This window comes from Phnomibacter sp. (assembly GCF_036803085.1).
GTDB lineage: Bacteria > Bacteroidota > Bacteroidia > Chitinophagales > Chitinophagaceae > Phnomibacter.
Genome location: NZ_DAIRUZ010000003.1, coordinates 1 through 26,345, shown reverse-complemented (window position 1 = coordinate 26,345; position 26,345 = coordinate 1). Strand labels below are relative to the sequence as shown.

Below are 26,345 nucleotides of genomic sequence, written 5' to 3'. Positions count from 1 at the left end.
CCGAATAGTAGCTAATGTTGGCTGGGCCGCATTTGGTCGAATAACCAAATTGTATCTATGAAAGTATTGGTGACCGGGGCGGCTGGTTTTATTGGCTATCATCTTACCGAAAGATTGCTCAAAGACGGGCATGAAGTGGTGGGCCTGGATAGCCTCAACGATTATTATCCGGTTGAGCTCAAACACGACCGGCTGCGGCAGCTGGGCATTGCCATTGGGCATGAACACTCCGGCGATCTGCTGCACAGTAGCCACTATACATCCTTTCAGTTTATACAAATGAAGCTGGAGGATCGGGAGCCTTTGCAACAACTCTTTGCGCAGTTTGCTTTTGATGCCGTGGTCAACCTGGCTGCACAGGCCGGTGTTCGTTACAGCATCACCCATCCGTACAATTATATTGATGCCAATATTGTAGGCTTCATGAACATACTGGAGTGTTGCCGCCACCACAATATCGGGCACCTGGTATATGCCAGCAGCAGTAGTGTGTACGGGTTAAATGAATCCATTCCATTCCGGCCCGATCAGCCCGCCGATCATCCTGTAAGCTTATATGCTGCCAGCAAAAAGGCCAACGAAATGATGGCCCATGTGTACAGTCATTTGTACAAAATACCAACTACAGGGCTTCGCTTTTTTACCGTGTATGGCCCTTGGGGCCGGCCCGATATGGCGCTGTCATTGTTTACCAAAGCCATTGTAGAAAACAAGCCCATCGACGTGTTTAACCACGGCAATATGGAACGTGATTTTACCTATGTGGGCGATATTGTAGAAGGCGTGGTGCGGGTATTGCAACAACCTGCAACACCCAACCCCGATTGGGATGCAGCTCATCCCGAATCGGATAGCAGTTCAGCTCCATACCGTATTTACAACATTGGCAACAATGCGCCGGTAAAACTCACCGCATACATCGAGGCCATCGAAAACAAACTGGGCAAAAAAGCCATTAAAAACATGCTGCCCCTGCAGCCGGGCGATGTGCCCCGCACTTTTGCCGATGTACAATCGTTGATGGAAGATGTGGGCTATAAACCCACCGTCTCTGTGCCAGAAGGGGTGGGCTATTTTGTCGATTGGTACCTCCGCTATTATAAAATCCATTTGTAGTAGTACATTGCCTGCTGCATACTTTATGGCAAAAATTGCAATCATACTGGGCAGGCTGGTGATAGGCGGTACCACCATGGATACATTGCAGGCGGCCCGCCATTTACAACAAGAGCACGAACTACTGCTGATAACCGGTGGTGGTCAGAAAGATGAGTTCGAAGCGGCCTACCTTACTGAGCATCTACCCTCTATCAGGCACGAAAGAATACAAGGCTTCAGTGGCAACATTCATCTCTGGCAAGACTGGAAAACCTACCGTCAGTTGCGCAAAGTACTGCGCCGTTTTCAACCCGATATTGTACATACCCATACTGCCAAAGCGGGGCTAATTGGCCGTTTGGCCGCAGCTGCAGAGCGGGTGCCTGTGCTTGTACATACTTTTCACGGGCTCATGTTTCATGGGTACTATTCTACTTTTGTTAGCCGGTTTATTGTGTATATGGAGCGATGGCTGGCCAAGAAAACGACCCGCATCATTGCCCTCAGCAGCATGCAGCAACAGCAAATAGTAGCGCAATACCGTATTTGCCCATTGCAAAAAGTACATGTAGTTCCGTTGGGCATTGAGCTCGACGCTTTTACCGAACAGCAGGACAGCAAAAGATCATTTTTCAGAAGCCGGTACAAGCTTGATGAAGACGAAGTGGCCATTGGCATTGTGGGACGGATTGTGCCCATCAAAAACCACGACCTTTTTTTGCAGGTAGTGGCGCAGCTGCACCCCCAGTTTCCGCAGGCCCGGTTTTTTATTGTGGGCGATGGACATTTGCGCCGCAAACTGCAACAGCAATGCGACCGCCTTGATATAGATTATACTTTTTTTCCGGAGGAGCCCCGCAAGGCTACCCTCATTTTTACTTCATGGATTACAGAAGTTGACAAAGCAATGGCCGGCCTGGATATGGTAGTGCTTACTTCGCACAATGAGGGCACACCGGTATCGCTGATGGAAGCACAGGCAGCAGGAAAGCCTGTGGTAAGTACCAAGGCTGGTGGCATAGATGATATTGTAAGAAACGGAGAAACCGGCCTTACAGTAAAGCAGCATGATGCGGGCCACCTGTGTGATGCCATTAGTCAGTTACTCAACAATAATGCCCAAAGGTTGGCCATGGGTAAGGCTGGAGAGGCATTTGCCCAGGCACAGTTTCGAAAAGAACGTCAGGTGGCAGATTTGAATTTGCTGTACAAAAGTCTGCTGAAGATGTAGCGTAGCCCGCAGCCTCGGTATATATTTGTGTTTAACTTCATATTGGAAATTTAAAACAATTTGAAGGGCTACCTTGTATTTGGTAAGTAAAAGTGAGGCAACCGGCCCGGAACTATAGTGTTCCGGACAGACCATCAAATTCATTTTGTCATGGATGCGTTTACAATCAAGGATTTAGAAAATCTTTCTGGCATCAAAGCCCATACCATCCGGATTTGGGAACAGCGCTACACGTTTCTCAATCCGCAACGTACGGATACAAACATTCGCTACTACAACAATCAGGAACTGAAAACCTTATTGAATGTGGCCCTGCTGAATAAGTATGGGTTCAAAATTTCGCACATCGATAAGATGAATCAGGATGAAATGCGGGAAAAAATCCTTTCCCTGTCGCAGGTTCAGGCCCAGCAGGAACGCATCATCAACGAGCTGATTCAATCAATGATTGAGCTGAATATTGATGAATTTGAGGAGACGTTGGAGAATTTCATCATGGCACGTGGTATTGAAAAAACCATCACCCAAATCATCTTTCCTTTTCTTGAAAAGATTGGTATTCTGTGGATTACCAACCATATTAACCCTGCTCAGGAGCATTTGGTTACCAATATTATCCGCCAAAAACTGATAGTAGGCATTGAAAGTACCGGCTCACATTTCCAAAGCGACAAGGCCTTGCTGCTTTTTTTGCCAGAAGGGGAGCACCACGAACTTGGTCTGCTGTTTATCTATTACTTGTTGAAGAGCCGTGGGATAAAGGTTTGGTACCTGGGGGCTAATGTGCCGCTGAAAGACCTAACCTATGTAGCTGACATTAAAAAACCCGATTTTATTTATACGCATCTTACATCGGTAGCCAACAACTTCAATTTCGATCGGTTTTTGCAAGCCATCAGCATAAAACTGCCGGCAAGCAGGGTTATTGTTTCTGGTCAGCTTACCCAATCGTACAAGAAAAAGCTGCCGGCAAATGTGCAAGTCAAAACCTCCCTATCTGAGGTAATGGAATACATAGCTATGTTGTAACCGGTTATTTTTACCGGATGGCAACTTTGGCAACCCTTGCAAGGGATGTGAAAAAGGTAAAACAGTTTTGTTTTACCTTTTTTTTGATTTTTTAAACAAAATACTTGGAAAGATGAAGGATTTGTGTTTAACTTCACGTTCTAATAATTAAACACCTGCGGATATGTCTACTGTAGAATTTGATAAGTTGCTGCTGGATAATGCCGATTTTCTCAGGCCATTTGCGGTTACGCTTACCCGCGACCATGAGACAGCCAATGACCTGTTGCAGGAAACCATGTACCGGGCATTAGCCAATAAAGAAAAGTACAACGTTGGTACAAATATTAAAGCATGGTTGTATACCATCATGCGCAACATTTTCATCAACAATTATCGTAGAAAAGCCAAGCAGCATACCATTTTTGATAGCACCCCAAACGAATTTTTACTCAACTACAATCAATCTGTAGTGGCCAATCCTGCTGAGGGTAATATGAAGTTGAAGGAAATCAACAAGGCGCTGGAAAGCCTTCCGGAAATATTCAAAAAGCCATTCATGTTGTACTTCGATGGATACAAGTACCATGAAATTGCCGATATGCTGCAGGAGCCGCTGGGTACCATTAAGAGCCGCATACACTTTGCCAGAAAACTCCTAAAAGCCCATCTGGAACGTCATTAAGCGGTTTCAACTTTTTTCAACTATTTTCCATGTCCCGTTAAACAAAACTGACGGGACATTTTTTATTATACAAAGCCAACACGTTGAATAAGAAAGCAGTAGTAATAGGAAGTGGATTTGCAGGAATGTCGGCTGCCAGTTTTTTGGCCAAAAGCGGCTGGCAGGTAGCGGTGGTAGAAAAACATACCCTGCCGGGTGGCCGGGCACGCAAGTTTGAAGTGGATGGTTTCACCTTCGACATGGGCCCCAGCTGGTACTGGATGCCCGATGTTTTTGAACGCTACTTTGCCAGCTTCGGCCACAAAGTAGAAGATTATTACAAGCTCATTCGCCTCGACCCATCGTACCGGGTGTACTGGCCCGACGACCATTGGGACATACCTGCTACTTATAGCGAACTGGCCGCCATGCTGGAAAGCGTAGAGCCCGGTGCCACCGCCGCCTTGTATAAAGTAATGGCCGAAGCGGCGTACAAATACGAAATAGGCATCAACAAACTGGTGTATAAACCCGGCCAAAGCATAGCCGAGTTTTTAGACAAAGACTTACTGAAAGGTGTGTTTCGCCTGGATGTGTTTACATCTATCAAAAAGCATTTCGGTAAGCATTTCAAACATCCTAAAACAAGAGAATTGCTGGAGTTTCCGGCCCTGTTTTTAGGTGCCCTGCCCGAAGATACCCCTGCTTTGTACAGCCTCATGAACTACGCCGATATTAAAGGCGGCACCTGGTTTCCGGAGGGCGGCATGTTTAAAATTGCCGAAGGCATGTACAAAATGGCGGTAGAGCTGGGGGTGCAATTTCTGTTTGAGCACGATGCACAATCAATTGATGTAACAGGCAAGCAAGCCAGGTCGGTAACGGCTTTGCACAAAGGCACACCCGTTGTATTGGAAGCCGATGTGGTGGTGAGTGGTGCCGATTATCATTTTACTGAAACCAAACTGTTGCAGCCGCAATACCAGAGCTACAGCAGCAGCTACTGGAACAGTCGGGTGATGGCGCCCAGTTGTTTGTTGTACTATGTGGGTCTCAAGAAAAAGGTGCCGGGTCTCAAGCATCATTCACTGTTTTTTGATACGTCTTTTGCGCCCCACGCACAAGACATTTATGCTACGCCCCGCTGGCCAAACAAACCGCTGTTTTACGTAAGTGCCACTTCTGTAACCGATGCCAGCCAGGCACCTGCCGATGGCGAAAACCTGTTCTTTTTGATACCGGTAGCAACAGGGTTGGAGGGCGACGATGAAGCGTTGCGCCAACGCTATTTTCAGCAAATCATAGAGCGTTTTGAAGAGCGGCTGGGCACAACCATCAAAGACGATATTGTGTATTACCGCTCCTTTGCCCTCAGCGATTTTGTGCACGACTACAATGCCTTTCGTGGTAATGCTTACGGACTGGCCAATACACTCATGCAAACAGCTATTTTGAAACCTACGGCTAAAAGCAAAAAGATTGATAACTTGTATTATACCGGTCAGCTTACTGTGCCCGGCCCTGGTGTACCACCCAGCCTTATCAGCGGCGAAGTGGTAGCCACACTCATCAACCAAAATTTTAGCTAACTCTTCAAACCGAATGCTCGATTGATTGTTACAATGCCTTCAATCTTCATCCGATAAAAACCAAGGCACTCAAGTATGATGCAATTGTTTCACCAGGTAAGCGAAATCTGCAGCCGAGTAACCACGGAGCGATACAGCACTTCGTTTAGCAGTGCTATCCGATTGTTGCATCAGGATCTGCGGCAGCCCATTCACAATATTTACGGTTTTGTTCGCTTTGCCGATGAAATAGTAGACACTTTTCACGACTTCGATAAGCAGCAATTGTTTCAGGAATTTAAAAAAGAAACCTATGCTGCTTTGGAAAGAGGCATCAGTCTCAATCCCATATTGCATAGCTTCCAGCTCACAGTTAATCAATACCATGTAGACCGCCATTTGATAGAAGCTTTTTTCTATAGCATGGAGCTCGACCTGAGCAGAAAAGTGTATGATGCCAGTGGCTATCAGCAATACATTTATGGCAGTGCAGAAGTGGTAGGCCTTATGTGCCTGCAGGTCTTTTGCGATGGCGATAAAAACTTGTACGACAAACTAAAAGATCCGGCCCGCAGTTTGGGCGCCGCCTTTCAGAAAGTGAATTTTTTGCGGGATGTGAAAGCCGATTACGAAGGCATGGATCGGGTGTATTTTCCCGACTGCGATTTTCGCAATTTTACCAACGAAGAAAAGCGCCAGATTGAGGCCGACATTGAAGCAGATTTTAAAGATGCTTACCAAGGTATCATTCAGCTGCCCATGAAAGCAAGGTTTGGTGTGTACGTTGCCTACAAGTATTACCTCTCGCTGTTCAAAAAAATAAAGCGGCTGGAAGCCCGCCGCATTTTGGAAGAACGCATCCGTATACCCAACTATGGCAAAGCCATGATTGTGGCCAAAGCAGGCCTGCGCAGCCAGTTCAATATTTTATAAGTTTTCTTTTTGGGTAAGGGCATGCATGTTGCTGCTTTTGCCTTTGTTTGCATTATGATTCAAGCATCGCCCGACGTAATACTGGTAAATGAGCAAGATGAACCCATAGGCACCATGGAAAAAATGGCGGCTCATCAGTCGCCTCATTTGCACAGGGCTTTCAGTATTTTTTTGTTTGATAAACAACAACGCTTGTTGCTGCAGCAACGGGCACACAGCAAGTACCATAGTGCCGGCTTGTGGACCAACACCTGTTGTAGTCATCCTTACCCCGGCGAGCTCGTAGCTGATGCGGCCGCCCGTCGGCTGAAAGAAGAAATGGGCATTAGTGTGCCCGTTGAAAAAGCTTTTCATTTTACCTATCAGGCCAGCTTCGACAATGGCCTGTACGAATACGAATTTGATCACGTGTTCATTGGTGAAATTGATGATGCTACCATCGAACCGGATCCGGCAGAAGTAGCCGCTTACACTTTTCGTTCCATTGAAGAAATCAATGCCGACATGGCTACTTCGGCACACAAATACACAGAATGGTTTAAGATAGCCCTACCATTGGTAGCGCAACACCTGAATGCAAATACGCCTGCATAACTGCAAATGAGTTAGCAATAAAAACAATTAGGAGATGAGTAGCAAAGGCCGGGCAATCATTGTGGGAGCAGGCATAGCCGGATTGGCTACTGCTATTCGCCTGGCAGTGCAAGGCTGGCAGGTGCAAGTGTTTGAAAGTAACAGCTATCCTGGTGGTAAACTCAGTTGGTTTGAGCAAGATGGTTATGCATTTGATGCGGGCCCTTCTTTGTTTACCCAGCCGCAATACATTGAAGAATTGTTTGCTCTCGCCAACGAACCCATTCAGGATTATTTTCAATACGTACAGTCAGACGTAGCCTGCCGCTATTTTTTTGCCAATGGCAAACAAGTAACCGCTTGGGCCGATCATAGCAGGTTTGCTGCAGAAATGGAAACCCAACTGGGCGAACCAGCAGCCAACGTACATGCCTATCTGCAACGCTCCGCTACCACCTACAACAAGATTGGAAAACTGTTTGTAGAAAAAAGCCTGCGCCATTGGCGGCAGTTTAGCTGGAAGGATGTGGCTACAGCCATAAAGCATAGCAGCAAGAGCTTGCTCATGGGTAGTTTGAATGCCTACAACGAGCAGGCATTTACGACGAAAGAAGCCGTACAGATGTTTAATCGATATGCTACCTACAATGGCAGCAATCCTTATAAGGCGCCGGGCATGCTCAGCCTCATTCCGCACCTTGAATTGAATGAAGGCACCTTCTATCCTAAAGGCGGCATGATTAGCATTACCAATGCGTTGCATCGGTTGGCCGAAAAGAAAGGCGTTCAGTTTCATTTCAACAGCAAAGTCGATCGCATTATAGAATCTGCCGGCAAAGCAGAAGGAGTAGTAGTGAATGGCCGCAACATCATGGCTGATTTAATTGTGAGCAATGCCGACGTCTATTTTACGTACAAACATTTGCTGCGCAATGAACTGGCAGCCCAAAAAGTATTGAAGCAGGAACGCAGCAGTAGTGCTCTTATTTTTTACTGGGGCATCAAAACATCCTTTCCACAACTGGGCCTGCACAATATTTTCTTCAGCGATAATTATGCTGAAGAGTTTCGGCATCTGTTTCAAACCAAATCCTTTTACCACGACCCAACGGTGTACATCCACATCACTTCCAAAATGGAAAGTGGACAGGCACCCGAAGGCAAGGAAAATTGGTTTGTGATGATCAATGCGCCGGCCAATGTAGGCCAGCCTTGGAGCGAATGGATTCCGGAAGCCCGGCAACGCATCATCAGCAAACTGAGTGCACAACTGCAGTGCGATGTTGAAGCTCTCATCGAAACAGAAGCAGTGCTCGATCCTGTAACCATTGAGCAACGCACCGCCAGCTATATGGGGAGCTTGTATGGCACCAGTAGCAACAGTCGTATGGCTGCATTTTTACGCCACGCCAACGATAGTGCACAAATACAAGGGCTTTATTTTGTAGGTGGAAGTGTGCATCCCGGTGGCGGTATTCCCCTCTGCATGCAAAGCGCAGCCATCACCGCCAATCTTATTCAACAACAATACAAGACAAACCATGTTGCCCATCACTAATCTCGCCGGCCTGTCGCAGCCCGTTCGGGAAAAATGGGCCTTCATCATTGCACTGGCCTTTCATGTATCTGGCTTTATTGCTATCGGCATTTTCAAGAGCACGTTTTTCATCAGCCTTACCTGGCTCAACTTGTTGGTTTGCCTGGCCTTAGTGCTGTGGACGCAGCCCGACAAAAACCGCTGGTTTTGGTGGTACTCCATTGCCGCTGCAGTTATTGGTTTTGGCACTGAATATATCGGCGTTACCACCGGATTGTTGTTTGGCAATTACAGCTATGGCAGTGTCATGGGTTGGGGTATCAATGGCGTTCCGTTGCTCATTGGTGTGCAGTGGTTGGTGACTACGTACTGTGTAGGCGTGGCCATGCACATGCTGCATCATTGGCTGCTCAACCGGCCCAATAGCCGTGCGGCCAACATGCCCAAAATTTGGCAGGCCGTGTCTGTCGTGTTAGATGGTGCTATGCTGGCGGTGCTATTCGATTGGGTGCTAGAACCCGTAGCCGTATCCTTGGGCTATTGGCAGTGGGCCGGCGGCGAAATCCCGCTATTCAATTATCTTACATGGTACCTCGTTAGTGTGGTTATCTTGGTCTTGTTTCATCAATTCCCTTTTCGCAAACAAAACCTCTTCGCTGTGCATTTGTTACTCATACAGTTCATGTTCTTTTTGCTACTGCGAACGGTGGGATAAAAAGTCGGAAAGACTGGAGACGGTAGTCCGAAGACCAAAGACAAATCTTTTCGAACTTGTGAACTCGTAAACTAATCAACTCGTAAACTAATACATATGCATTGGTCACTTTGGATACTCATTACTCTCGGTACATTTTTCGCCATGGAAGGCATTACCTGGGCTACGCATAAATACGTGATGCATGGTTTTTTGTGGTACCTCCACGAAGACCACCACAACCCCCGTGGCCATGTGTTCGAAAAGAACGATGCCTTCTTCCTCATCTTCGCCATTCCCAGCTGGCTCTGCATCATGCTGGGTTTGCAAAACGGCGTTTATTGGGCCGCCGCCATAGGCTTTGGTATTGCCATGTACGGCTTTGCGTATTTCCTGGTGCATGATGTCATTATTCACCAACGCTTCAAATGGTTTACCCGCAGCAATAACATATACGTTCGCACCATTCGGTGGGCACACAAAATGCACCACAAGCACATTGGCAAAGAAGACGGCGAAAGTTTCGGCATGCTCTACGTAGCCAAAACCTACTGGGATAAAGTACGTGCCGACAGGCAACGACAGCAGGCATCCAAAGCGTAATTATTTTGTGCACCAGCTGCAGTAATCCTATTCAACTTCGTTGTGTCACTCCCTTCAACTTCCGGTAATCCTATGCAGCAGTTCGACCACATCATTCTCGGTGCCGGTTGTGCGGGTTTGTCGTTGGCGGTACGCATGGCCGCTGAGCCTCGTTTGGGACAACAAAAAATATTAGTCATCGATAAAGCCCCCAAAGCAGGCAACGATCGTACCTGGTGCTTTTGGGAAAAACAACCTGGTTACTTTGAGCATTTGGTGCACCACAGCTGGCAGCAATTGTGGGTGAAACATCCGCAAGGCGCCTTGCCCTTGCAGCTCGATGGTTATGCGTACAAAATGATTCGCAGCATCGATTTTTACAAGCATGGCATGCAGCAGTTGGCAGCAGCGCCCAATGTGCAATTGCACTATGGCAATGTGCAATCCGTTGATGCAGCCAACGGCATCATCACCACCGGTGGCGGTACTTTCAAAGCCACACATATTTTTTCATCGGTGCTCTTGCAAGAGCCGGTAATGCAGCCCGATGAGTTTTACCTGCTGCAACATTTTCGCGGTTGGTTTATCGAAACGGAAGAAGATGTGTTTGACGAAGCCGCCGCCGACCTCATGAACTTTCGGGTAAGCCAGGAGCACGGATGCGCATTTATGTACGTGCTGCCACTCAGCAAACGAAAGGCGTTGGTAGAATACACGTTGTTCACCGAAGAAGTACTCACCAATGAGCAGTACGATGCAGGCCTGCAGCAATTCATGCAAGATGAATTGAAGCTGCACAGCTTTCACATCAGCGAAGTAGAGAATGGCATCATACCCATGACCAACCTGCGGTTTCCTGCACAAGAAGGTTGTGTTACTTACATCGGTACTGCTGGTGGCCGTACCAAAGCATCTACCGGGTACACCTTTCAGCACATTCAGCAGCACAGCGAACAACTTGTAAAAGCCTTGCTCAACAATCAATCAACGGCACTGCCCATGCAGCAGCGCTTTCATTTTTACGATAGTGTGCTGCTGCAAATTTTACATGAGCGAAAGTTGCCCGGTGCCGATGTCTTTTTCCAATTGTTTCAGCGCAATCCTGCGGCCCGTGTGCTCCGTTTTTTAGACAACCAAACCAGCCTGTGGCAGGAGCTGCGCCTCATGAACACCACGCCGTGGAAATATTTTGTGCCCGCCGCTCTACAGCAGCTGCGGCACCTGCGCCGCAAAACCGGCTGACCTTTGTCACCCAACAAGTCGGGGTTTTTTCGGAGCATTGCGGCCACAACGCCGTTCTTATGATTGCCCAACCAACTACTGCCGGCCTGCAGCAGGCACAAGTATCCTTCTTACAACAGTACCCCGATTTCCACAGTACCCAACTGCTCGATGATATGCGGGCCACGGAGTACAACCGCCTCGATGCACAAGGTCATTTGTACCTAGATTATACCGGCGGCAATTTGTATGCTGCTTCACAAGTGCAGCGGCATTTAGAACTCTTACAGCAATCGGTGTTTGGCAATCCGCACAGCACCAATCCTACGTCTCAATTAGCAGGCAAGCTGATTGATGAAACCCGCCAATACATCATCGATTATTTTCAGGCACATGATTATCACCTCGTCTTTACGGCCAACGCTTCACAAGCATTGAAGATTATTGGTGAGGGCTATCCCTTTCACGACAATGGCCATTTTTTGCTCCTGTTCGACAATCATAACTCTGTGAACGGTATACGGGAGTATTGCAAAATGAAAGGCGCTTCGCATACCTACAGCCCGGTAGATATTGAAGACCTGCGGGTGAATGAAAGCCAGCTGCAGCAATACCTCGAAGCCCATCCCGATAAAACAAACAAGCTCTTTGCATTTCCGGCGCAGTCGAATGTTTCGGGTGTGCAGCACAGTTTAGAGTGGATTGAGAAAGCCCATGCGTTAGGTTGGGATGTGCTCCTGGATGCAGCCGCTTTTGTGCCCAGCAATCGCCTCAATTTATCGGTGGTAAAGCCTGAGTTTGTGTCGATGTCTTTTTATAAAATATTCGGTTACCCCACGGGTTTAGGCGCTTTGTTTGTACACAAAAAAGTATTCGACAAGCTGCACAAACAATGGTTTGCCGGCGGCACTGTCAAGTTTGTGAGTGTGAGCAGCGATAACTTTTTCCTCGCCGAAAACTATGAACGTTTTGAAGACGGAACCCTCAACTATCTCGGCATTCCGGCACTCAAAATTGGCTTCGAGCACATCCATCATATCGGTATTGATACCATTCATAACCGGGTGAGTATGCTTACGGGTTGGTTGCTGCAGCAGCTGCAAAGCCTGCGCCACAGCAACGGCGAGGCTTTGGTGCATGTATTTGGCCCCAAAGACACCTCAGCCCGTGGCGGCACAATTATCTTCAATGTGTTTGATAGTGCGGGTGTGGCATTGCCCTACCTGCATGTGGAGGCCGATGCCAACCGTGAAAACATTTCACTTCGTACCGGTTGCTTCTGCAATCCCGGCATCGACGAAATCAACAACTGCATCAGCACCGATGAGCTATCGGCCTACTTTACCAGCCGCTCAGGTGGCGATTTTCAAGACATGATTACTGCCCTCGGCCGTATGCGGGGCGCCATCCGCATTTCGCTGGGCCTCGCCAGCAACTTTGCCGATGTGTACCGCTTTGTGCAGTTTTTAAAGCAGTACTTGAAATAGACGGGAAGTCGGGAAGACCGAAAGTCCGAAAGTCCGGAGTTGGTAGTCAGGAGATCGGAGAAATAGTCATGCTGACGATGGAAGCATCTCTGGCATCGAATACGGAAAGTCGGAAAGACCGGAAGTCGGGAGTGGGAAGTCCAAAGTTCGAAGAAGGGCAACCAAATTCAACCATCCCACTCTACGTCACCTCTCCTGTGGAGAGGACGGGTGAGGTTAAAATCCGAAAGACGGAAAGACCGAAAGTCAGAAAGTCCGGAAGAAGAGAAGCTGAAGCCCTGATTCCGATAGCTATCGGAATGCCGAAGGGCGGCAAGTATGAAAGACCGGAAGACGGAAAGAAAAGTAGTTTTAATTCGGTTTTGACTCGCCGAACTAACATCTAACATCTGTCATCCAACATCTCTCAACTACCATCCATCAACCACCAACTGCCAACCATTTTCCCCTGTTAGCCAGCGTAATCTGCCAGTAAAAACGATTTGTGCCAAAGGGGGTGAAACGGCTACATTTGCGGCCGTTCGATGTTTTTAAGTATTGAGATTTATTGGTTGATATTTTTTCAATAATATCTCCTGATGAATGGAAAAACATCAAGAATCATTCAAACCGTTCGCATAATGAGTAATCAAGCTACAACGCTGTTCGACAAAGTATGGGATGCCCACGTGGTGCGTAAAATTGAAGACGGCCCCGATGTATTGTTCATCGACCGCCATTTTATTCATGAAGTAACCAGCCCCGTTGCTTTTTTGGGACTGGAACAACGCGGCATTGGCGTTTTGTACCCCGAACGCACTTTTGCCACCGCCGACCACAATACACCCACCATCAACCAGCACCTGCCCGTGCAAGATCCGCTGAGTGCCAACCAACTCAAGGCCCTGGAAACCAACTCGGCCAAGTACGGCATTTCGCACTGGGGCCTCAACAACCCTAAAAATGGTATTGTACACGTGGTAGGTCCCGAAAACGGCATTACCCTGCCGGGCATGAGCATTGTGTGTGGCGACTCGCATACTTCCACCCACGGCGCCTTTGGTGCCATTGCGTTTGGCATTGGTACTTCCGAGGTAGAAATGGTGCTCTCTTCGCAGTGCATCATGCAGCCCAAGCCGAAGAAAATGCGCATCAGTGTAAACGGTCAGCTGCAAAAAGGCGTGGTGCCCAAAGATGTGGTGCTCTACATCATCAGCCAGCTCACTGCTGCCGGTGCTACCGGATACTTTGTAGAATTTGCCGGCGATGTGTTTGAAAACATGACCATGGAAGGCCGCATGACCGTGTGCAACATGAGCATCGAAATGGGTGCCCGTGGCGGTATGGTTGCCCCCGATGAAACTACTTTCAACTACATACAGGGCCGCGAAAAAGCCCCCAAAGGCGAAGCCTGGGACAAGGCGCTGGCCTACTGGAAAACGCTGAAAACCGATGCCGGCGCCAGCTTCGACAAAGAGTATCAGTTTGATGCGGCCAATATCGAACCCATGATTACCTACGGCACCAACCCGGGCATGGGCATTGGCATCAGCCAAAGCATTCCTACCGCCGAAGCCATTGGCAGCGGTCAGGCCAGCTTCGATAAATCGATGGCGTACATGGGCTTTCAGCAAGGCGAAGCCATGATGGGCAAAAAAGTAGATTATGTGTTTGTAGGCAGCTGTACCAATGGCCGCATTGAAGATTTCAGGGCCTTCGCTTCGGTGGTTAAGGGCCGTAAAAAAGCCGATCATGTAACCGCATGGATTGTGCCTGGTTCACACATTGTAGAAGCGCAGATTCGGGAAGAAGGCATTTACGATATTTTGACAGAAGCAGGCTTTCAGCTGCGTCAGCCCGGCTGCTCTGCCTGTCTGGCCATGAACGACGATAAGATACCTGCCGGTAAATATGCCGTCAGTACCAGCAACCGCAACTTCGAAGGTCGCCAGGGCCCCGGTGCCCGTACGCTGCTCGCCAGTCCGCTGGTAGCCGCTGCCGCTGCCGTAACCGGCGTAGTAACCGACCCGAGGGAATTGCTGTAAGGCATAAGGCCGAAGGCTAAAGTCATAAAGCAACCTTCCTTTCCCCTCCGGGGGTGAGGGGGCTAAAAACCTCCGCCTTCCTCCGTGCATACCTCCTTCTCCTCTGTGGTAAAACAAATCCGAAATCAGACATCCGAAATCAGACATTCTCTATGGCTTACGATAAATTCACCGTGCTTCAATCATCAGCAGTACCCCTGCCCATTGAAAACGTAGACACCGACCAAATCATTCCTGCCCGTTTTTTGAAAGCCACCGAACGCAAAGGTTTTGGCGACAACTTGTTTCGCGACTGGCGATATAACAACGACGATTCGCCCAAGCAAGACTTTGTGCTCAACAACCCCATCTTCAGTGGTAAAATACTGGTAGCGGGCAAAAACTTTGGTAGTGGCAGCAGCCGTGAACACGCCGCCTGGGCCATTTACGACTATGGTTTCCGTTGCGTTATCAGCAGCTTCTTCGCCGACATTTTCAAAGGCAACTCACTCAATATTGGCATTTTGCCCGTAACCGTGAGTGCCGAATTTCTCGACAAGATTTTCAAAGCCATTGAAGCCGATCCGAAAACGGAAATCAAAGTAGACCTGCCCGAGCAAAAAGTAACGATTGTAGCTACGGGCGAACAAGAATCGTTCGACATCAACGGCTACAAAAAACACAACATGATGAACGGTTTCGATGACATCGATTACCTGCAATCAGCTAAAGAAGACATCAAGGCATTTGCTGCCCAATCGCTGTATTAACAGCACTTACAACCCACGGCATGAAGAAGCATATCGAAATTATGGACACCACGCTCCGCGATGGTGAACAAACCAACGGCGTCTCTTTCTCTCCATCCGAAAAACTGACCATTGCGCAGCTCTTGCTGGGCGAAGTAAAAGTGGACCGTGTGGAAATTGCTTCTGCACGGGTATCGGAAGGCGAACTGGAAGCCGTGAAAAAAATAACGGGCTGGGCAGCTACCAATGGCCTGCTCGACCGCATTGAAGTGCTCACTTTTGTGGATGGCGATGTATCCATTAAGTGGATGGAAGAAGCAGGCGCCAAAGTGATGAACCTGCTCACCAAGGGGTCGCTCAACCATTTGCAGCACCAGCTGAAAAAAACACCGGCGCAGCATTTTCAGGAAGTAGGCGAAGTACTAGCACTGGCCGCCAAGCGGGGCATCACGGCCAATGTGTACCTCGAAGACTGGAGCAATGGCATGCGCAATAGTCCGGACTATGTGTACAGCTACCTCGACTTCTTAGCGACACTACCGGTAAAACGGATTTTGCTGCCCGATACCTTGGGCGTACTCATTCCTTCGGAAACCTACGACTACCTCAGCGCCATTGTGCAGCGCTATCCCGGCGTTCATTTCGATTTTCATGGCCACAACGATTACGACCTCGGCGTAGCCAATGCACTTGAGGCCATCAAAGCCGGTGTGCATGGCTTGCACCTCACGGTAAATGGCATGGGCGAACGGGCAGGAAATGCCCCACTGGCCAGTGTGATTGCCGTGTTGAACGATTATGTGCCCACCGTAGAAACAGCTGTGGTTGAAAAATCATTGTACTCGGTGAGTAAACTCGTTGAAACCTTCTCCGGATTTAGGGTGGGGCCCAACAAACCCATTGTGGGCGAAAACGTATTTACCCAAACAGCGGGTATACATGCCGATGGCGATAAGAAAAACAATCTGTACTTCAACGATTTGCTGCCGGAGCGATTTGGCCGCAAACGGAAATATGCACTCGGCAAAACTTCGGGCAAAGCCAATATTGAAAACAACCTGGCGCAGCTGGGCATTCAGTTGGCCGACGAAGATTTGAAGCGGGTAACACAACGCATCATCGAACTGGGCGACCGTAAGGAAACCGTTACTCAGGCTGATTTGCCTTACATCATCAGCGATGTGCTGGACAGTGCCAGTGTAATTGAAAAAGTGAAAGTAGAGAACTATGTGCTCACCCATAGCAAGGGCCTCAAGCCATCGGCTACAGTAAAAATCATTTTCAATGATGAAGCATTTGAAGAAAATGCACAGGGTGATGGCCAGTACGATGCGTTCATGAACGCCATTAAGAAAGTGTACCTCAAAAAGAAGCTACCACTGGCAGTGCTCACCGATTATGCGGTGCGTATTCCGCCCGGAGGTAAAACCGATGCCCTTTGCGAAACCATCATTTCCTGGGAGCATAACGGAAAGGAATTTAAGACCCGTGGCCTCGACAGTGACCAAACGGTTTCTGCCATCAAAGCCACGAAGAAAATGCTGAATTTGATTTGGGAGTAGAAGAAGGAAATAAACAATAAGAAATAAGGAAGTAAGGATGCAGTTCCTAAGGCTGTTCACCAACTTGTGAACTCTGAAACTTTCAAACAACAAACATCATCAACACAAATGGCAACAAAACACATAGCAGTAGTACCCGGCGATGGGATAGGCAAAGAAGTAACCGCAGTCGGCAAAAAAGTATTGGAAAAAATTGCGGCAAAATATGGCCACACATTTACCTACGAAGAAGCGCTGATTGGACACGTAGCCATTGAAGCCACCGGCGATCCGTTGCCTGCGGATTCATTGGAAATCATGCGCAGCAGTGATGCGGTATTGTTTGGTGCAGTGGGTCATCCCAAATACGACAACGATCCTTCGGCCAAGGTACGCCCCGAGCAGGGCCTGCTGAAAATGCGCAAAGAGCTGGGTTTGTATGCCAACCTGCGCCCCATCAAATTATTTGATGAACTGCTCGATGCCAGCAGCATTAAACCCGAAATTTTACGCGGTGCCGATATCTTGTTTTTCAGAGAGCTCACCGGTGATGTATACTTTGGCAAACGGGAACGTATCGAAGACGGCAAAGCCGCTTACGATACCATGATTTACTACAAGTACGAAGTGGAACGCATTGCCCGCAAGGCTTTTGAGGCAGCCATGACCCGTGGTAAAAAACTGATGAGTGTAGACAAGGCCAATGTGCTGGAGAGCAGCCGCATTTGGCGGGAAACGGTACTCGAAGTGGCCAAAGATTATCCTGAAGTAGAACTGGAACACCAGTTTGTAGATGCGGCCGCCATGCTGCTCATCAAAGACCCCCGCCGTTTTGATGTGGTGGTAACCGGCAACCTCTTTGGTGATATCCTCACCGACGAAGCCTCTCAAATTGCAGGCTCTATGGGCATGCTGGCTTCTGCTTCTGTAGGCGATGGCACGGGTGTATACGAACCCATCCACGGCTCTGCCCACGACATCACCGGCAAAGGCTTGGCCAACCCCATGGCTTCTGTGTTATCTGCCGCATTGCTGCTCGATATTTCCTTTGGTATGAAGCAGGAATCGCTGGATGTGATTAATGCAGTGGATGCTGTGCTGAAAGCCGGCTTCCGTACCCGAGACATTGCCAATGCCGACACGCCTGCCGACAAACTCCTCGGCACCGATGCCATTGGTGAAGAAATCTTAAACCGCCTCTAAGGGTAAATGATAGAAGTTTGCAACCTGTGAGGTTTCAAGGCCTCACAGGTTTTTTTATTTTTTCAAACTGCCATAACCAGCGTTTCATATGGATATAAGTGCCGTACTCACCATTACGTTTACCCTGTTTGCGGTCATTGATATCATCGGTTCTGTGCCGCTGCTGGCTTCGCTCAAGCAAAAAATGGGCGGCATCAACGAGCTCAAAGCCACGTTGATTTCCGGCGGCCTCATGATCCTGTTTTTGTTTGTAGGAGAGCCATTTTTACAATTGTTGGGTATAGATGTAAAATCTTTTGCCGTAGGCGGTTCCATTGTCATTTTCATCCTCGGGCTGGAAATGGTTTTGGGCCACGAGTTTTTCAAAAGCGATGGCGACCCTAAGTCGGGTACGGTGGTGCCCATTGCTTTTCCACTGATTGCCGGGAGTGGTACGCTTACCACTATCATTTCATTGCGGGCCAACTACGATGAAATTCCGGTACTGTTGGGTATTCTGGTCAACCTCATTTTCATTTACCTCGTATTGCACAGCCTCGATTTCATTACCAAACTGTTGGGCCCCGCCGGCATGCTGGCCATCCGCAAGTTTTTTGGGGTGATATTGCTGGCCATTGCGGTAAAAATCTTTGCAGCCAACGCTCCCGGCCTGCTGAGCTAACGGGTGTTGGCTCTTTAGCGTAATTGTTGCACATTTGCAGCCCGCTACGGCCTCGTAGTACAATGGATAGTATAAGAGTTTCCGAAGCTCCAGATCCAGGTTCGATTCCTGGCGAGGCCACCAATTGTTAGATAAAATATTCTGAGATCAGCCTTCGGGCTGATTTTTTTGTAAAAGACATTTTGCAGCTAAGTTCGTGTACAATCTTACTATCATGCACTCACGAATAATTTGGAAGGTGATTTCTACTGCTGCTATGTTTTTGATAGCTACGCATGCAGGGGCTCAATAAGGAGGCCGACATGGGTTTTACAGCAGCCATCGTTTTCCGGTGAATACTTTTCAACCTGCTCAACTTTTTTTCGCTGGCGATTCTTCCTGGGTTGGTTTTATATCCATAGCAGGTAATACCAACGCAGACAATGGCTACATCAATGAAATGGCATTTATTTCTAAGATGCCTGATGATACAACAACAGTGCTGAAAGGGAACTCTGTGATGCGGTTTCAACTGGCAGACAGCATTCGCTACATTCAACTGAAAGACGGAAGCAAACTGGTCTTTCAGCAAATGGGGCACATGAGTTTTTGATGCGGGTACTTTACGAATCCCCGCGGGTGTTGCACACCTGTTTGTACAGAGACAGCTGGGAAACTCTCACATCGAAAACTGCTACCAAAGAGAGCTACAATACTTTTTTTGTACTCAAAGACAAAGGCCCGCTACAGGCCGTACAGGGCGTAGCTATGTACAGCCCCAAATTTGCAGCCCGGCGGAGCGAAAAAGCGTTCGTCAAAATGTTCGCTGCTTATCCGGCTATCGTACAAAAACTTACGCAAAAGGATTTCTATTTTGATGCGGCAGGTATGCAAAAATTACTACAGCAGTACAGCGAAGCGCAATAATAGTAACTAATACATGTGCCTATTTGACCTGTTGTAATCAGTAGTTGTGGAAAAGGAAGACATTTTCATCTTAGTATAAAAAACCAAGATTTTTAAAAGTGACGACATACAAAGGAGCTTGACCTCTTTTTATATTATTAACCACATAAATACCTGACCGATGAAGAAACTACTGTTGATGATGAGCCTGGCTATGACCATAGTGATAGCAAATGCACAAAGCAACTGGCCCGATTGGGATGGCATTCGGCTGGAATTGAAAGAAGATTACAATGCCGGTGCTAATGATGCAGCATTGCAGGCCGCACGGTATTTATTTACACATCCTATTGAACAGTCCGATAAACTAAGGGCCAGTGCTACCCGCTACATCATTAGCTGGATGACCGGCTCTCCGGATTATTCATTTACCCTTGATGCCAAAGCCATGAAATTTACAAAAGGGAATGACGACTGGTTGTCGTTGTATTTGGCAGGCATGATACAATACGCATTGGAAAAGAATGCTCCGAAAGCCGATCCGAAAACAGTAACACTGGAAGCCTGCAAAATGATTATTGCGTATGCTAAAAACGGTGACAATAACATGAAGCCCAATGCTGAATTGAAGAGGATGATAAAAGCTTCGGATGAAGGCAAGTTGAGTGAATACTTGAAATAATTACAAACCGGGGCCGTGCCATTACATTGGCAGAAAACGTATTTTCATAGCACATACAACTGTCTATGAAAATACGTTTCGCATTTCTGGCGTTGACCATTTTCCTCTGCACCGCCATGCAGGCCCAGCAAACCCCAGCCGAAAAATTTGTGGCCAATCTGGCACAGCAAAAAAACAAATGGCTGATAACACAACGCTACGACAGCTTGCGTAACATACTCGATGCCCGCTGCCTCTATGTGCACAGCAATGGTTGGACGCAAAATGCTACCGAAGTAATTGCCGACATGCAATCGGGCAAACTCCGCTATCAAAAAATACACTTCACCGATGTGCAGGCCCGCCAGTTTGAAAGCATGGTTATTGTAACAGGCAAAGGCCAATTTGAAGGCAACATGCAAGGCAAAACCTTTTCCATGCCATTGGCATTTACCGAAGTATATGTAAAACGTAAAGCCAGTTGGAAATTAGTGAGCCGCCATGCCTGCAAAATCGAATAAGCAGCGGGCATAGTTGCCTGTAATTTCGCAGCCTTCTTCTTACTCAGAACAATCAGCCAATATGGATTTACAGATTGCGCAGCAGCATTTTTTGGTATGTGGGGCATCGGGTGGTTTTGGTAAAGCCATCGCCGAAACCTTGTTGCAGGAAGGGGCGCAAGTAACTGCTGTGGCCCGCTCAGCCGACAAGCTGCAAGCCTTACAAACAGCGTATCCGCAGCAGGTACATACCGTGGTGGCCGATGTAACAACCGATGAAGGTGTACAAAAAATTACTGCAGCCATACAGCAACCACTGCATGGCATTTTGCTCAATGCGGGTGGCCCGCCGGCCATGTCGGCACTCGAAGCCACACTGCCCGATTGGGATAACGCTTACGCATCTGTGCTGCGTTGGAAAATTGCATTGCTGAAAGCTTTGCTGCCTTCCATGCAGGCACAACAATATGGCCGCATAGTCAGCATCGAAAGTGTGAGTGTAAAACAACCTGTAGAAAATTTGGTGTTGAGCAATGCCATCCGCATGGCGGTGGTAGGTTATCTCAAAACATTGTCGCAGGAAGTGGCAGGGCAGGGTATCACCATCAACATCATGGCACCGGGCTATCATGCCACCGATGCAATGAATCGTTTATTTGACAAGAAGGCAGCTGTAGCAGGCATTAGCCGCGATGAAGCTGCTAATGCTATGGCACAACAAGTACCCGTAGGGCGCTTGGGCACGGCTACAGAATTTGCTTCACTGGCGGCATGGTTGTTTAGCCCGAACAGTGGTTTTGCAACCGGGCAAACTTTTGCCATAGAAGGCGGTTTGTACAAAGGCAGTATGTAAGGTATGTTTAAGTAAGCTGCACAAATTCGTACGAACAGCTAAAGCCAATTCTTTCACCCGGCTCCAGTTCTATCAAACCCATGCGGTTGTTGAATACATCGGGTGCGGCACTCAGGTTTTCGATGGCTATGCTCTGGCGATGCGGTGGTGTGTACACTTGCAGATATGGGTAATTTTCATTGGCATAAATGCAAATAGCGTTGCCACTCTGCGGGTCTTGCAATACGCAGGCCGGTTCCTGGCTGATGCGGTTCAGCAAAAAGCAATTATCGAGTTCGGTATTTTCCAACACTGCGCCATCGGAAAAGCGATGATCGGGTTTGAGCACACCCGTGGGTAGGAGGGCAGCATCAAATTCGAGCATGGTATCGGTGGCTATTTGCAAGTGCAAATCATTTACACTATTGCCCAACTTGAAATACGGATGCCAGCCATCGGCCAGTGGTATGGTGCTGCTGTGGCGGTTGGTTACTTCGGTGTTGATGGAAATTTTTCCTGACTGCAGGGTGTACGTAACCGTCATGTCGAAAGGAAAAGGATAACCTGCATCTTCGGCATTGTAGCGGTGCTGCAGTATCAGCATGGCCAGCTCACCGGTGGCTTCGTGGTGCAATATGTCAAAGGGAACATTGTAGAGCAACCCGTGCAGGGCTGAATCGTTGAGAATGAACTTGCCAATTTTGTATTGGATGCCTTCGTATTCGTACAACTGCTGGTTGAGCCGGCATACATAGGGCGACAACTTACAACTCCTGAAACCTTTGGCTTCGGCGTGGGCCACAAAATCTTCGGGGCTGTCGTAGCCATCTATCAGTTCGATGGTAGTGCCGTTTACATGTTGTGTCCAGCGGTTGAGCAGGGCGCCATGTGACGGCCAAACTTCGGCGGTAGTGCCCTCTGCAGACAGCGTGACGCGGCCCTCGTGTATGCTTACATAGTTCATGCCGTAAATGTACGAGCCAGTTGCATTGGGATACTGATTTATAGTACCGGATTGGATTTTCACGGAAACAAAAAAACACAAGACTTAAAGTTTAAAGTTGAAGGCCGAAGGCTAAAAGCAAACGCTCCGTGTCCTCCTAAGCTCTGTGCGAAAAACTTGGACGCAGATTTTCAGGATGAAAAAGGATTATCACAGACGTAGTTCAAATCAGCCATCGTAAATCTTACATCAGCCATCTTTCATCAAACCTTGTTTTCTTTGCAACAAAGTGTGGAATATGCAGATGGGAATAATTGGCGGCGGCAGCTGGGCTACCGCATTGGCCAAATTGCTGACAGATAACGGACAGGCCATTCATTGGTGCCTGCGCAATGAGTCGACGATTGCACATTTGCAAAAACGCCGTCACAATCCGCATTACCTCAGCAGCGTGTATTTCAACCAGGCCCTGCTTACCCTCAGCACCGATGCTGCTGAAACCATTGCCGCCTGCGACACCATTTTAATTTGTGTGCCCAGCTCTTATGTGCTGGTGACGCTACAGCATTTACCCGCCAATGCGTTCGAAGGCAAGCGGGTAATCTCTGCCGTAAAAGGCATTTTGCCCAACGAAAAATTTCAGCTGCTGAACGAGTGGCTGCACGAAAAATTTGCACTGCCTACCGAACACTATTTCACCATCATGGGCCCATGCCATGCAGAAGAAGTAGCGGCAGAAAAACTATCCTACCTCACGTTTAGCGGCGAAGATGTAGCGGCGGCAACAGCCATTGCCGCTATGTTTAAAACCGACTACCTCAACACGGTGGTGAACCACGACATCTGGGGTACGCAATACGCCGCCACGCTCAAAAACATTTACGCCGTAGGCGCCGGCATTGCCCATGGCCTGGAATATGGCGATAACTTTTTGAGTGTGTACATTGCCAATGCCGCCGATGAACTGGTGCATTTCATCCGCAAGGTGATGGAGCTGAAGCAAGCGCCTGATGCCGGCAAAATCAACTACTCCAGCAGTGTGTACCTCGGCGATTTGCTGGTAACATGCTACTCGCTGTACAGCCGCAACCGTACGTTTGGCAACATGATTGGCAAGGGCTACAGCGTAAAAGTGGCACAGCTCGAAATGAACATGGTGGCCGAAGGATACCCCGCCAGCCGCGGCCTGTATTTTACCAACCAAACCGTGCTGGCCGAAATGCCCATCGCCACTACCATCTACCGCATTTTGTGGGAAGGACTGCCTGCCGCTGAAGGCTTCGCCGCCATTGAGCAGGTGTTGCAGTAAGGCATTCTTTTGCGCAAAAAGAGAAGCTCAATATATCAGGCAACCTACTTTCAGAAGCACGACATCAGGGTGTTATAGCTGGGCACTACAGTAGCACCATTGCTACATCAGGGTACCCACCCGAGATTTGGGTGTAATAAATCTCGGGGGCCTTTTTTGGGTACCTTTTTGGGCAAGCAAAAAGGTGCAAACGCCTTTCTTGAATTGGGTATTTAAAAGCAACGAAGGCTGCCTTACTTACCGCTCATCAAGCCACCTCTGGGGCTTAACGTTTTGCTATGTATACACTGCAACAGCAATTCGTACCTTGTTGTACAACCATGCCACTCTCATTTTCCATATTGGGCAATTACGCCAGCGTTACAGCACTCGGCCTTATCTTATTGGCCAAGGCCCTGCACTATGCGTGGCGCAAATTCAGCAAACAATCTGCTTGATGGTTTTGGTCCTTATTGGACCAAGGCAAAAAGGACATATAAAGAAAAATCGAATGGGTTGGCGTTTCCAGACCATTTGGCCTCACCAGGCCTCTCCACAGGAGAGGTGCCGTAGAGTGGCGTAATTGACTTTTGTTGCACTTCTACGGACTACCGACTTCGGACTCGATCTTCCCGTCTCCCGACTACTGACTTCCGAATCCCGGCTACAACAGCACATCACTCCTCACTTGCAAACAACGCCGACGCAATATGATCGGCATAGAGCTTGCCGCTATTGGTCAGCTGCAGCAGGTGGCGCTGTAAGGTTACCCAACCGTTTTGCATAAATTCATGCAGGTAATTTTGCGCCGAAGCCCACTGATGAGCCGGATAGGTATAGCCGCCAATCTGTTGCGCCTCGAGGTTTACCGGTAGCCCTTCGCTGGTACGCAACAGCGTCATGATGGTTTCATTCATGCGTTGCACAGGGCTCAGCACTTCCACTTCGTAGGCAGGCGCACCAGCTTGCAGCAGGCGGATGTACTCGCTGTTGTTGGCAATGTTCCACCAGCGGGTATGCTGCCCATCGAAGGAGTGGGCCGAGGGGCCGATGCCCCAGTAGGGCTGGCCCTGCCAATAGCTGCTGTTGTGGCGGCTGCGCTTGCCCGGCAGGGCATAGTTCGATATTTCGTAATGCTCATAGCCCTGTGCTGCGGTCCATTGCATGAGGGCCTCAAAATGACGGGCCTGCAGGGCATCATCTATGGGGGCCACTTTGCCTTTTTGTACAAAATGATGCAGGGCGGTTTTTTCTTCCACTGTAAGAGCATAGCAGCTCAGGTGTGGTACCTGCAGCGACATGGCCTGCGCCACATTGTGCTGCCAGCGCTCCATGCTCATGCCGGGTACGCCATAAATCAGATCGATGCTGAAGTTGTGAAACCCCGCCGCCCGGGCAGCGTGGATGGCCGCCAGCGATTGGCTGGCCCGGTGGGAACGGTTCATCCAGCGCAGGTCGTCGTCGTGAAAACTTTGCACCCCCATGCTCAGGCGGTTGATGCCGAGTGCCAGCCACTGCTCCAACCGGGCGGCATCAATATCATCGGGGTTGGCTTCGAGGGTAATTTCGGCATCGGCACTTACGGCAAACTGCTGCCGCACGGCCGCCAGTAGTTGGGCCAGCTCAGCGGCACTCAGCAGGCTGGGCGTACCACCACCAAAGTAGATGCTGCTGATATGCGTGGGCAGTGCTACACCGGTTGGCAGCTGCCGCTGTTGCAACTGCTGCAGCATGGCCTGCAATACCTCGGGCTTGCGGTGCAGCGAGGTAGAAAAATGAAAATTGCAGTAGTGACAAGCCTTGCTGCAAAACGGTATGTGAAAGTATATGCCGGCCATAAATGATGCCGCAAAGGTGCAGGAACTTGGGGGAAGAATGCGAGGCTTGCTAACCGGCCTGTGGGCCGGAGCTGTGGCTATGCACTGATGGAGCAGCATAGAGAGGGTAACGTCCTGCGGCTTTGCGACGTTCGCAGGATGTGGTGATGTATGAAGATAAGGCTGCTGGCGAATGTTGCAAAACCGCAGTTGCCCGCGGTGGCCAACCGTACTGCCTGGAAAATACCCGTCGGGCTATTTGTGCCAATCCCTGATTGGCGAAGTCGACCAACGGGATCGGATGGGCAATTACCGTATTTCTACCTGATTTACCAAAGCTATTGGCTCAGGGTATTGACAATGTCAATGCCAGCCTTTAGCTTCGCCTAAGCTGCTAAAGCGATTCGCTTCGAAAACGCAGGTTTTCAGCAAATCTCATTTGCGCAGCTTAACCGGCAAAATCCATTGCCCCATTTTGCCTTCCGTAAATCAGCTGAAATACACCCCCGCTTTTCCGGCAAACGGAGTGAGCCATTGCGGCGCAACGTTTTCGGGCTTTGCGTTCGGGCGGGTTTCGAAGCACAAATGTTCAATTTACTACTAAAGTTCAATAGAAGCACAAAGCTCCAAGTTTGCACGTCAGCCCGCCTGACGCAAAACCCGTGT

The 26,345-nt window shown here is 48.7% G+C and carries 25 protein-coding genes and 1 tRNA gene; 24 read left to right on the top strand and 2 right to left on the bottom strand.

Annotated elements, in window-relative coordinates; all coding sequences use genetic code 11:
- The first annotated feature begins 57 nt into the window (after nt 1–57).
- From V7Q13_RS07140 to V7Q13_RS07030, 23 genes are all read left to right on the top strand, one after another.
- Nucleotides 58–1,116, top strand: a complete 1,059-nt coding sequence (locus V7Q13_RS07140) for an NAD-dependent epimerase (protein ID WP_333799994.1) — start codon at nt 58–60, stop codon at nt 1,114–1,116.
- Nucleotides 1,117–1,141: 25 nt separating this feature from the next.
- Nucleotides 1,142–2,329, top strand: coding sequence for a glycosyltransferase (locus V7Q13_RS07135; RefSeq protein WP_333799993.1), 1,188 nt, complete (start codon nt 1,142–1,144; stop codon nt 2,327–2,329).
- A gap of 150 nt (nt 2,330–2,479) precedes the next feature.
- Nucleotides 2,480–3,358 carry a MerR family transcriptional regulator gene (locus V7Q13_RS07130; protein ID WP_333799992.1) on the top strand — a complete coding sequence of 293 codons (879 nt, stop codon included), beginning with the start codon at nt 2,480–2,482 and terminating at the stop codon, nt 3,356–3,358.
- A gap of 163 nt (nt 3,359–3,521) precedes the next feature.
- Entirely contained in the window at nt 3,522–4,022 is a 501-nt protein-coding gene (locus tag V7Q13_RS07125; RefSeq protein ID WP_333799991.1) for an RNA polymerase sigma factor, read from the top strand.
- Nucleotides 4,023–4,105: 83 nt separating this feature from the next.
- Entirely contained in the window at nt 4,106–5,590 is a 1,485-nt protein-coding gene (locus V7Q13_RS07120) for a phytoene desaturase family protein (protein WP_333799990.1), read from the top strand.
- Nucleotides 5,591–5,665: 75 nt separating this feature from the next.
- The gene (locus V7Q13_RS07115) at nt 5,666–6,502 is read left to right on the top strand and encodes a phytoene/squalene synthase family protein (protein WP_333799989.1); all 837 of its coding nucleotides are present in this window, start codon (nt 5,666–5,668) and stop codon (nt 6,500–6,502) included.
- Nucleotides 6,503–6,556: 54 nt separating this feature from the next.
- Nucleotides 6,557–7,096 (top strand): isopentenyl-diphosphate Delta-isomerase, encoded by a 540-nt coding sequence (idi, locus tag V7Q13_RS07110; RefSeq protein ID WP_333799988.1) that lies wholly within the window; start codon nt 6,557–6,559, stop codon nt 7,094–7,096.
- A gap of 34 nt (nt 7,097–7,130) precedes the next feature.
- A complete protein-coding gene (gene crtD, locus V7Q13_RS07105; RefSeq protein ID WP_333799987.1) occupies nt 7,131–8,633 on the top strand; it encodes a 1-hydroxycarotenoid 3,4-desaturase CrtD in 1,503 nt (500 codons plus the stop codon).
- Nucleotides 8,617–9,327, top strand: coding sequence for a carotenoid biosynthesis protein (locus V7Q13_RS07100; protein ID WP_333799986.1), 711 nt, complete (start codon nt 8,617–8,619; stop codon nt 9,325–9,327). The genes crtD and V7Q13_RS07100 overlap by 17 nt, the downstream gene beginning before the upstream one ends.
- Before the next feature lie 96 nt (nt 9,328–9,423).
- Nucleotides 9,424–9,909, top strand: coding sequence for a beta-carotene hydroxylase (locus V7Q13_RS07095; RefSeq protein ID WP_333799985.1), 486 nt, complete (start codon nt 9,424–9,426; stop codon nt 9,907–9,909).
- 42 nt (nt 9,910–9,951) lie between these two features.
- Complete coding sequence (locus tag V7Q13_RS07090; protein WP_333799984.1) at nt 9,952–11,130, top strand: lycopene cyclase family protein; 1,179 nt, start codon at nt 9,952–9,954, stop codon at nt 11,128–11,130.
- A 59-nt stretch (nt 11,131–11,189) separates the two neighbouring features.
- Nucleotides 11,190–12,596: an aminotransferase class V-fold PLP-dependent enzyme gene (locus V7Q13_RS07085; protein ID WP_333799983.1), complete on the top strand. Its 1,407-nt coding sequence runs from the start codon at nt 11,190–11,192 to the stop codon at nt 12,594–12,596.
- Between the two features lie 620 nt (nt 12,597–13,216).
- Complete coding sequence (gene leuC / locus V7Q13_RS07080; RefSeq protein ID WP_333799982.1) at nt 13,217–14,620, top strand: 3-isopropylmalate dehydratase large subunit; 1,404 nt, start codon at nt 13,217–13,219, stop codon at nt 14,618–14,620.
- Between the two features lie 152 nt (nt 14,621–14,772).
- Nucleotides 14,773–15,369 (top strand): 3-isopropylmalate dehydratase small subunit, encoded by a 597-nt coding sequence (gene leuD, locus V7Q13_RS07075; RefSeq protein WP_333799981.1) that lies wholly within the window; start codon nt 14,773–14,775, stop codon nt 15,367–15,369.
- A 20-nt stretch (nt 15,370–15,389) separates the two neighbouring features.
- Nucleotides 15,390–16,910 (top strand): alpha-isopropylmalate synthase regulatory domain-containing protein, encoded by a 1,521-nt coding sequence (locus tag V7Q13_RS07070; protein ID WP_333799980.1) that lies wholly within the window; start codon nt 15,390–15,392, stop codon nt 16,908–16,910.
- Nucleotides 16,911–17,018: 108 nt separating this feature from the next.
- Entirely contained in the window at nt 17,019–18,092 is a 1,074-nt protein-coding gene (gene leuB / locus V7Q13_RS07065; protein ID WP_333799979.1) for a 3-isopropylmalate dehydrogenase, read from the top strand.
- Between the two features lie 88 nt (nt 18,093–18,180).
- Complete coding sequence (locus tag V7Q13_RS07060) at nt 18,181–18,753, top strand: MarC family protein (RefSeq protein ID WP_157476409.1); 573 nt, start codon at nt 18,181–18,183, stop codon at nt 18,751–18,753.
- 48 nt (nt 18,754–18,801) lie between these two features.
- Nucleotides 18,802–18,876: transfer RNA gene (locus V7Q13_RS07055), tRNA-Arg, on the top strand.
- Between the two features lie 208 nt (nt 18,877–19,084).
- Nucleotides 19,085–19,345 carry a hypothetical protein gene (locus V7Q13_RS07050; RefSeq protein WP_333799978.1) on the top strand — a complete coding sequence of 87 codons (261 nt, stop codon included), beginning with the start codon at nt 19,085–19,087 and terminating at the stop codon, nt 19,343–19,345.
- Nucleotides 19,345–19,659, top strand: coding sequence for a hypothetical protein (locus tag V7Q13_RS07045; RefSeq protein ID WP_333799977.1), 315 nt, complete (start codon nt 19,345–19,347; stop codon nt 19,657–19,659). The genes V7Q13_RS07050 and V7Q13_RS07045 overlap by 1 nt, the downstream gene beginning before the upstream one ends.
- A gap of 160 nt (nt 19,660–19,819) precedes the next feature.
- Nucleotides 19,820–20,320 carry a hypothetical protein gene (locus tag V7Q13_RS07040; RefSeq protein ID WP_333799976.1) on the top strand — a complete coding sequence of 167 codons (501 nt, stop codon included), beginning with the start codon at nt 19,820–19,822 and terminating at the stop codon, nt 20,318–20,320.
- Between the two features lie 65 nt (nt 20,321–20,385).
- Entirely contained in the window at nt 20,386–20,820 is a 435-nt protein-coding gene (locus V7Q13_RS07035) for a nuclear transport factor 2 family protein (protein WP_333799975.1), read from the top strand.
- Between the two features lie 61 nt (nt 20,821–20,881).
- On the top strand, nt 20,882–21,652 hold the full coding sequence (locus tag V7Q13_RS07030; RefSeq protein WP_333799974.1) for an SDR family oxidoreductase: 771 nt from the start codon (nt 20,882–20,884) through the stop codon (nt 21,650–21,652).
- Between the two features lie 7 nt (nt 21,653–21,659).
- Here the strand turns inward: V7Q13_RS07030 and V7Q13_RS07025 are convergent, their stop codons facing one another.
- The gene (locus V7Q13_RS07025) at nt 21,660–22,658 is read right to left on the bottom strand and encodes an aldose 1-epimerase (RefSeq protein ID WP_333799973.1); all 999 of its coding nucleotides are present in this window, start codon (nt 22,656–22,658) and stop codon (nt 21,660–21,662) included.
- A 214-nt stretch (nt 22,659–22,872) separates the two neighbouring features.
- Between V7Q13_RS07025 and V7Q13_RS07020 the strand changes: the two genes are divergently transcribed.
- Nucleotides 22,873–23,883: an NAD(P)H-dependent glycerol-3-phosphate dehydrogenase gene (locus tag V7Q13_RS07020; RefSeq protein ID WP_333799972.1), complete on the top strand. Its 1,011-nt coding sequence runs from the start codon at nt 22,873–22,875 to the stop codon at nt 23,881–23,883.
- Nucleotides 23,884–24,539: 656 nt separating this feature from the next.
- Here the strand turns inward: V7Q13_RS07020 and hemW are convergent.
- On the bottom strand, nt 24,540–25,700 hold the full coding sequence (gene hemW / locus V7Q13_RS07015; protein ID WP_333799971.1) for a radical SAM family heme chaperone HemW: 1,161 nt from the start codon (nt 25,698–25,700) through the stop codon (nt 24,540–24,542).
- Nucleotides 25,701–26,345: the final 645 nt, after the last annotated feature.

Bases quoted from the DNA above. Each gene is read 5' to 3' on its own strand.
- V7Q13_RS07140 (WP_333799994.1), top strand. From the start codon at position 58: ATGAAAGTATTGGTGACCGGGGCGGCTGGTTTTATTGGCTATCATCTT.
- V7Q13_RS07135 (WP_333799993.1), top strand. From the start codon at position 1,142: ATGGCAAAAATTGCAATCATACTGGGCAGGCTGGTGATAGGCGGTACC.
- V7Q13_RS07130 (WP_333799992.1), top strand. From the start codon at position 2,480: ATGGATGCGTTTACAATCAAGGATTTAGAAAATCTTTCTGGCATCAAA.
- V7Q13_RS07125 (WP_333799991.1), top strand. From the start codon at position 3,522: ATGTCTACTGTAGAATTTGATAAGTTGCTGCTGGATAATGCCGATTTT.
- V7Q13_RS07115 (WP_333799989.1), top strand. From the start codon at position 5,666: ATGATGCAATTGTTTCACCAGGTAAGCGAAATCTGCAGCCGAGTAACC.
- idi (WP_333799988.1), top strand. From the start codon at position 6,557: ATGATTCAAGCATCGCCCGACGTAATACTGGTAAATGAGCAAGATGAA.
- crtD (WP_333799987.1), top strand. From the start codon at position 7,131: ATGAGTAGCAAAGGCCGGGCAATCATTGTGGGAGCAGGCATAGCCGGA.
- V7Q13_RS07100 (WP_333799986.1), top strand. From the start codon at position 8,617: ATGTTGCCCATCACTAATCTCGCCGGCCTGTCGCAGCCCGTTCGGGAA.
- V7Q13_RS07095 (WP_333799985.1), top strand. From the start codon at position 9,424: ATGCATTGGTCACTTTGGATACTCATTACTCTCGGTACATTTTTCGCC.
- V7Q13_RS07085 (WP_333799983.1), top strand. From the start codon at position 11,190: ATGATTGCCCAACCAACTACTGCCGGCCTGCAGCAGGCACAAGTATCC.
- leuC (WP_333799982.1), top strand. From the start codon at position 13,217: ATGAGTAATCAAGCTACAACGCTGTTCGACAAAGTATGGGATGCCCAC.
- leuD (WP_333799981.1), top strand. From the start codon at position 14,773: ATGGCTTACGATAAATTCACCGTGCTTCAATCATCAGCAGTACCCCTG.
- V7Q13_RS07070 (WP_333799980.1), top strand. From the start codon at position 15,390: ATGAAGAAGCATATCGAAATTATGGACACCACGCTCCGCGATGGTGAA.
- leuB (WP_333799979.1), top strand. From the start codon at position 17,019: ATGGCAACAAAACACATAGCAGTAGTACCCGGCGATGGGATAGGCAAA.
- V7Q13_RS07060 (WP_157476409.1), top strand. From the start codon at position 18,181: ATGGATATAAGTGCCGTACTCACCATTACGTTTACCCTGTTTGCGGTC.
- V7Q13_RS07045 (WP_333799977.1), top strand. From the start codon at position 19,345: ATGCGGGTACTTTACGAATCCCCGCGGGTGTTGCACACCTGTTTGTAC.
- V7Q13_RS07040 (WP_333799976.1), top strand. From the start codon at position 19,820: ATGAAGAAACTACTGTTGATGATGAGCCTGGCTATGACCATAGTGATA.
- V7Q13_RS07035 (WP_333799975.1), top strand. From the start codon at position 20,386: ATGAAAATACGTTTCGCATTTCTGGCGTTGACCATTTTCCTCTGCACC.
- V7Q13_RS07030 (WP_333799974.1), top strand. From the start codon at position 20,882: ATGGATTTACAGATTGCGCAGCAGCATTTTTTGGTATGTGGGGCATCG.
- V7Q13_RS07020 (WP_333799972.1), top strand. From the start codon at position 22,873: ATGCAGATGGGAATAATTGGCGGCGGCAGCTGGGCTACCGCATTGGCC.
- hemW (WP_333799971.1), bottom strand. From the start codon at position 25,700: ATGGCCGGCATATACTTTCACATACCGTTTTGCAGCAAGGCTTGTCAC.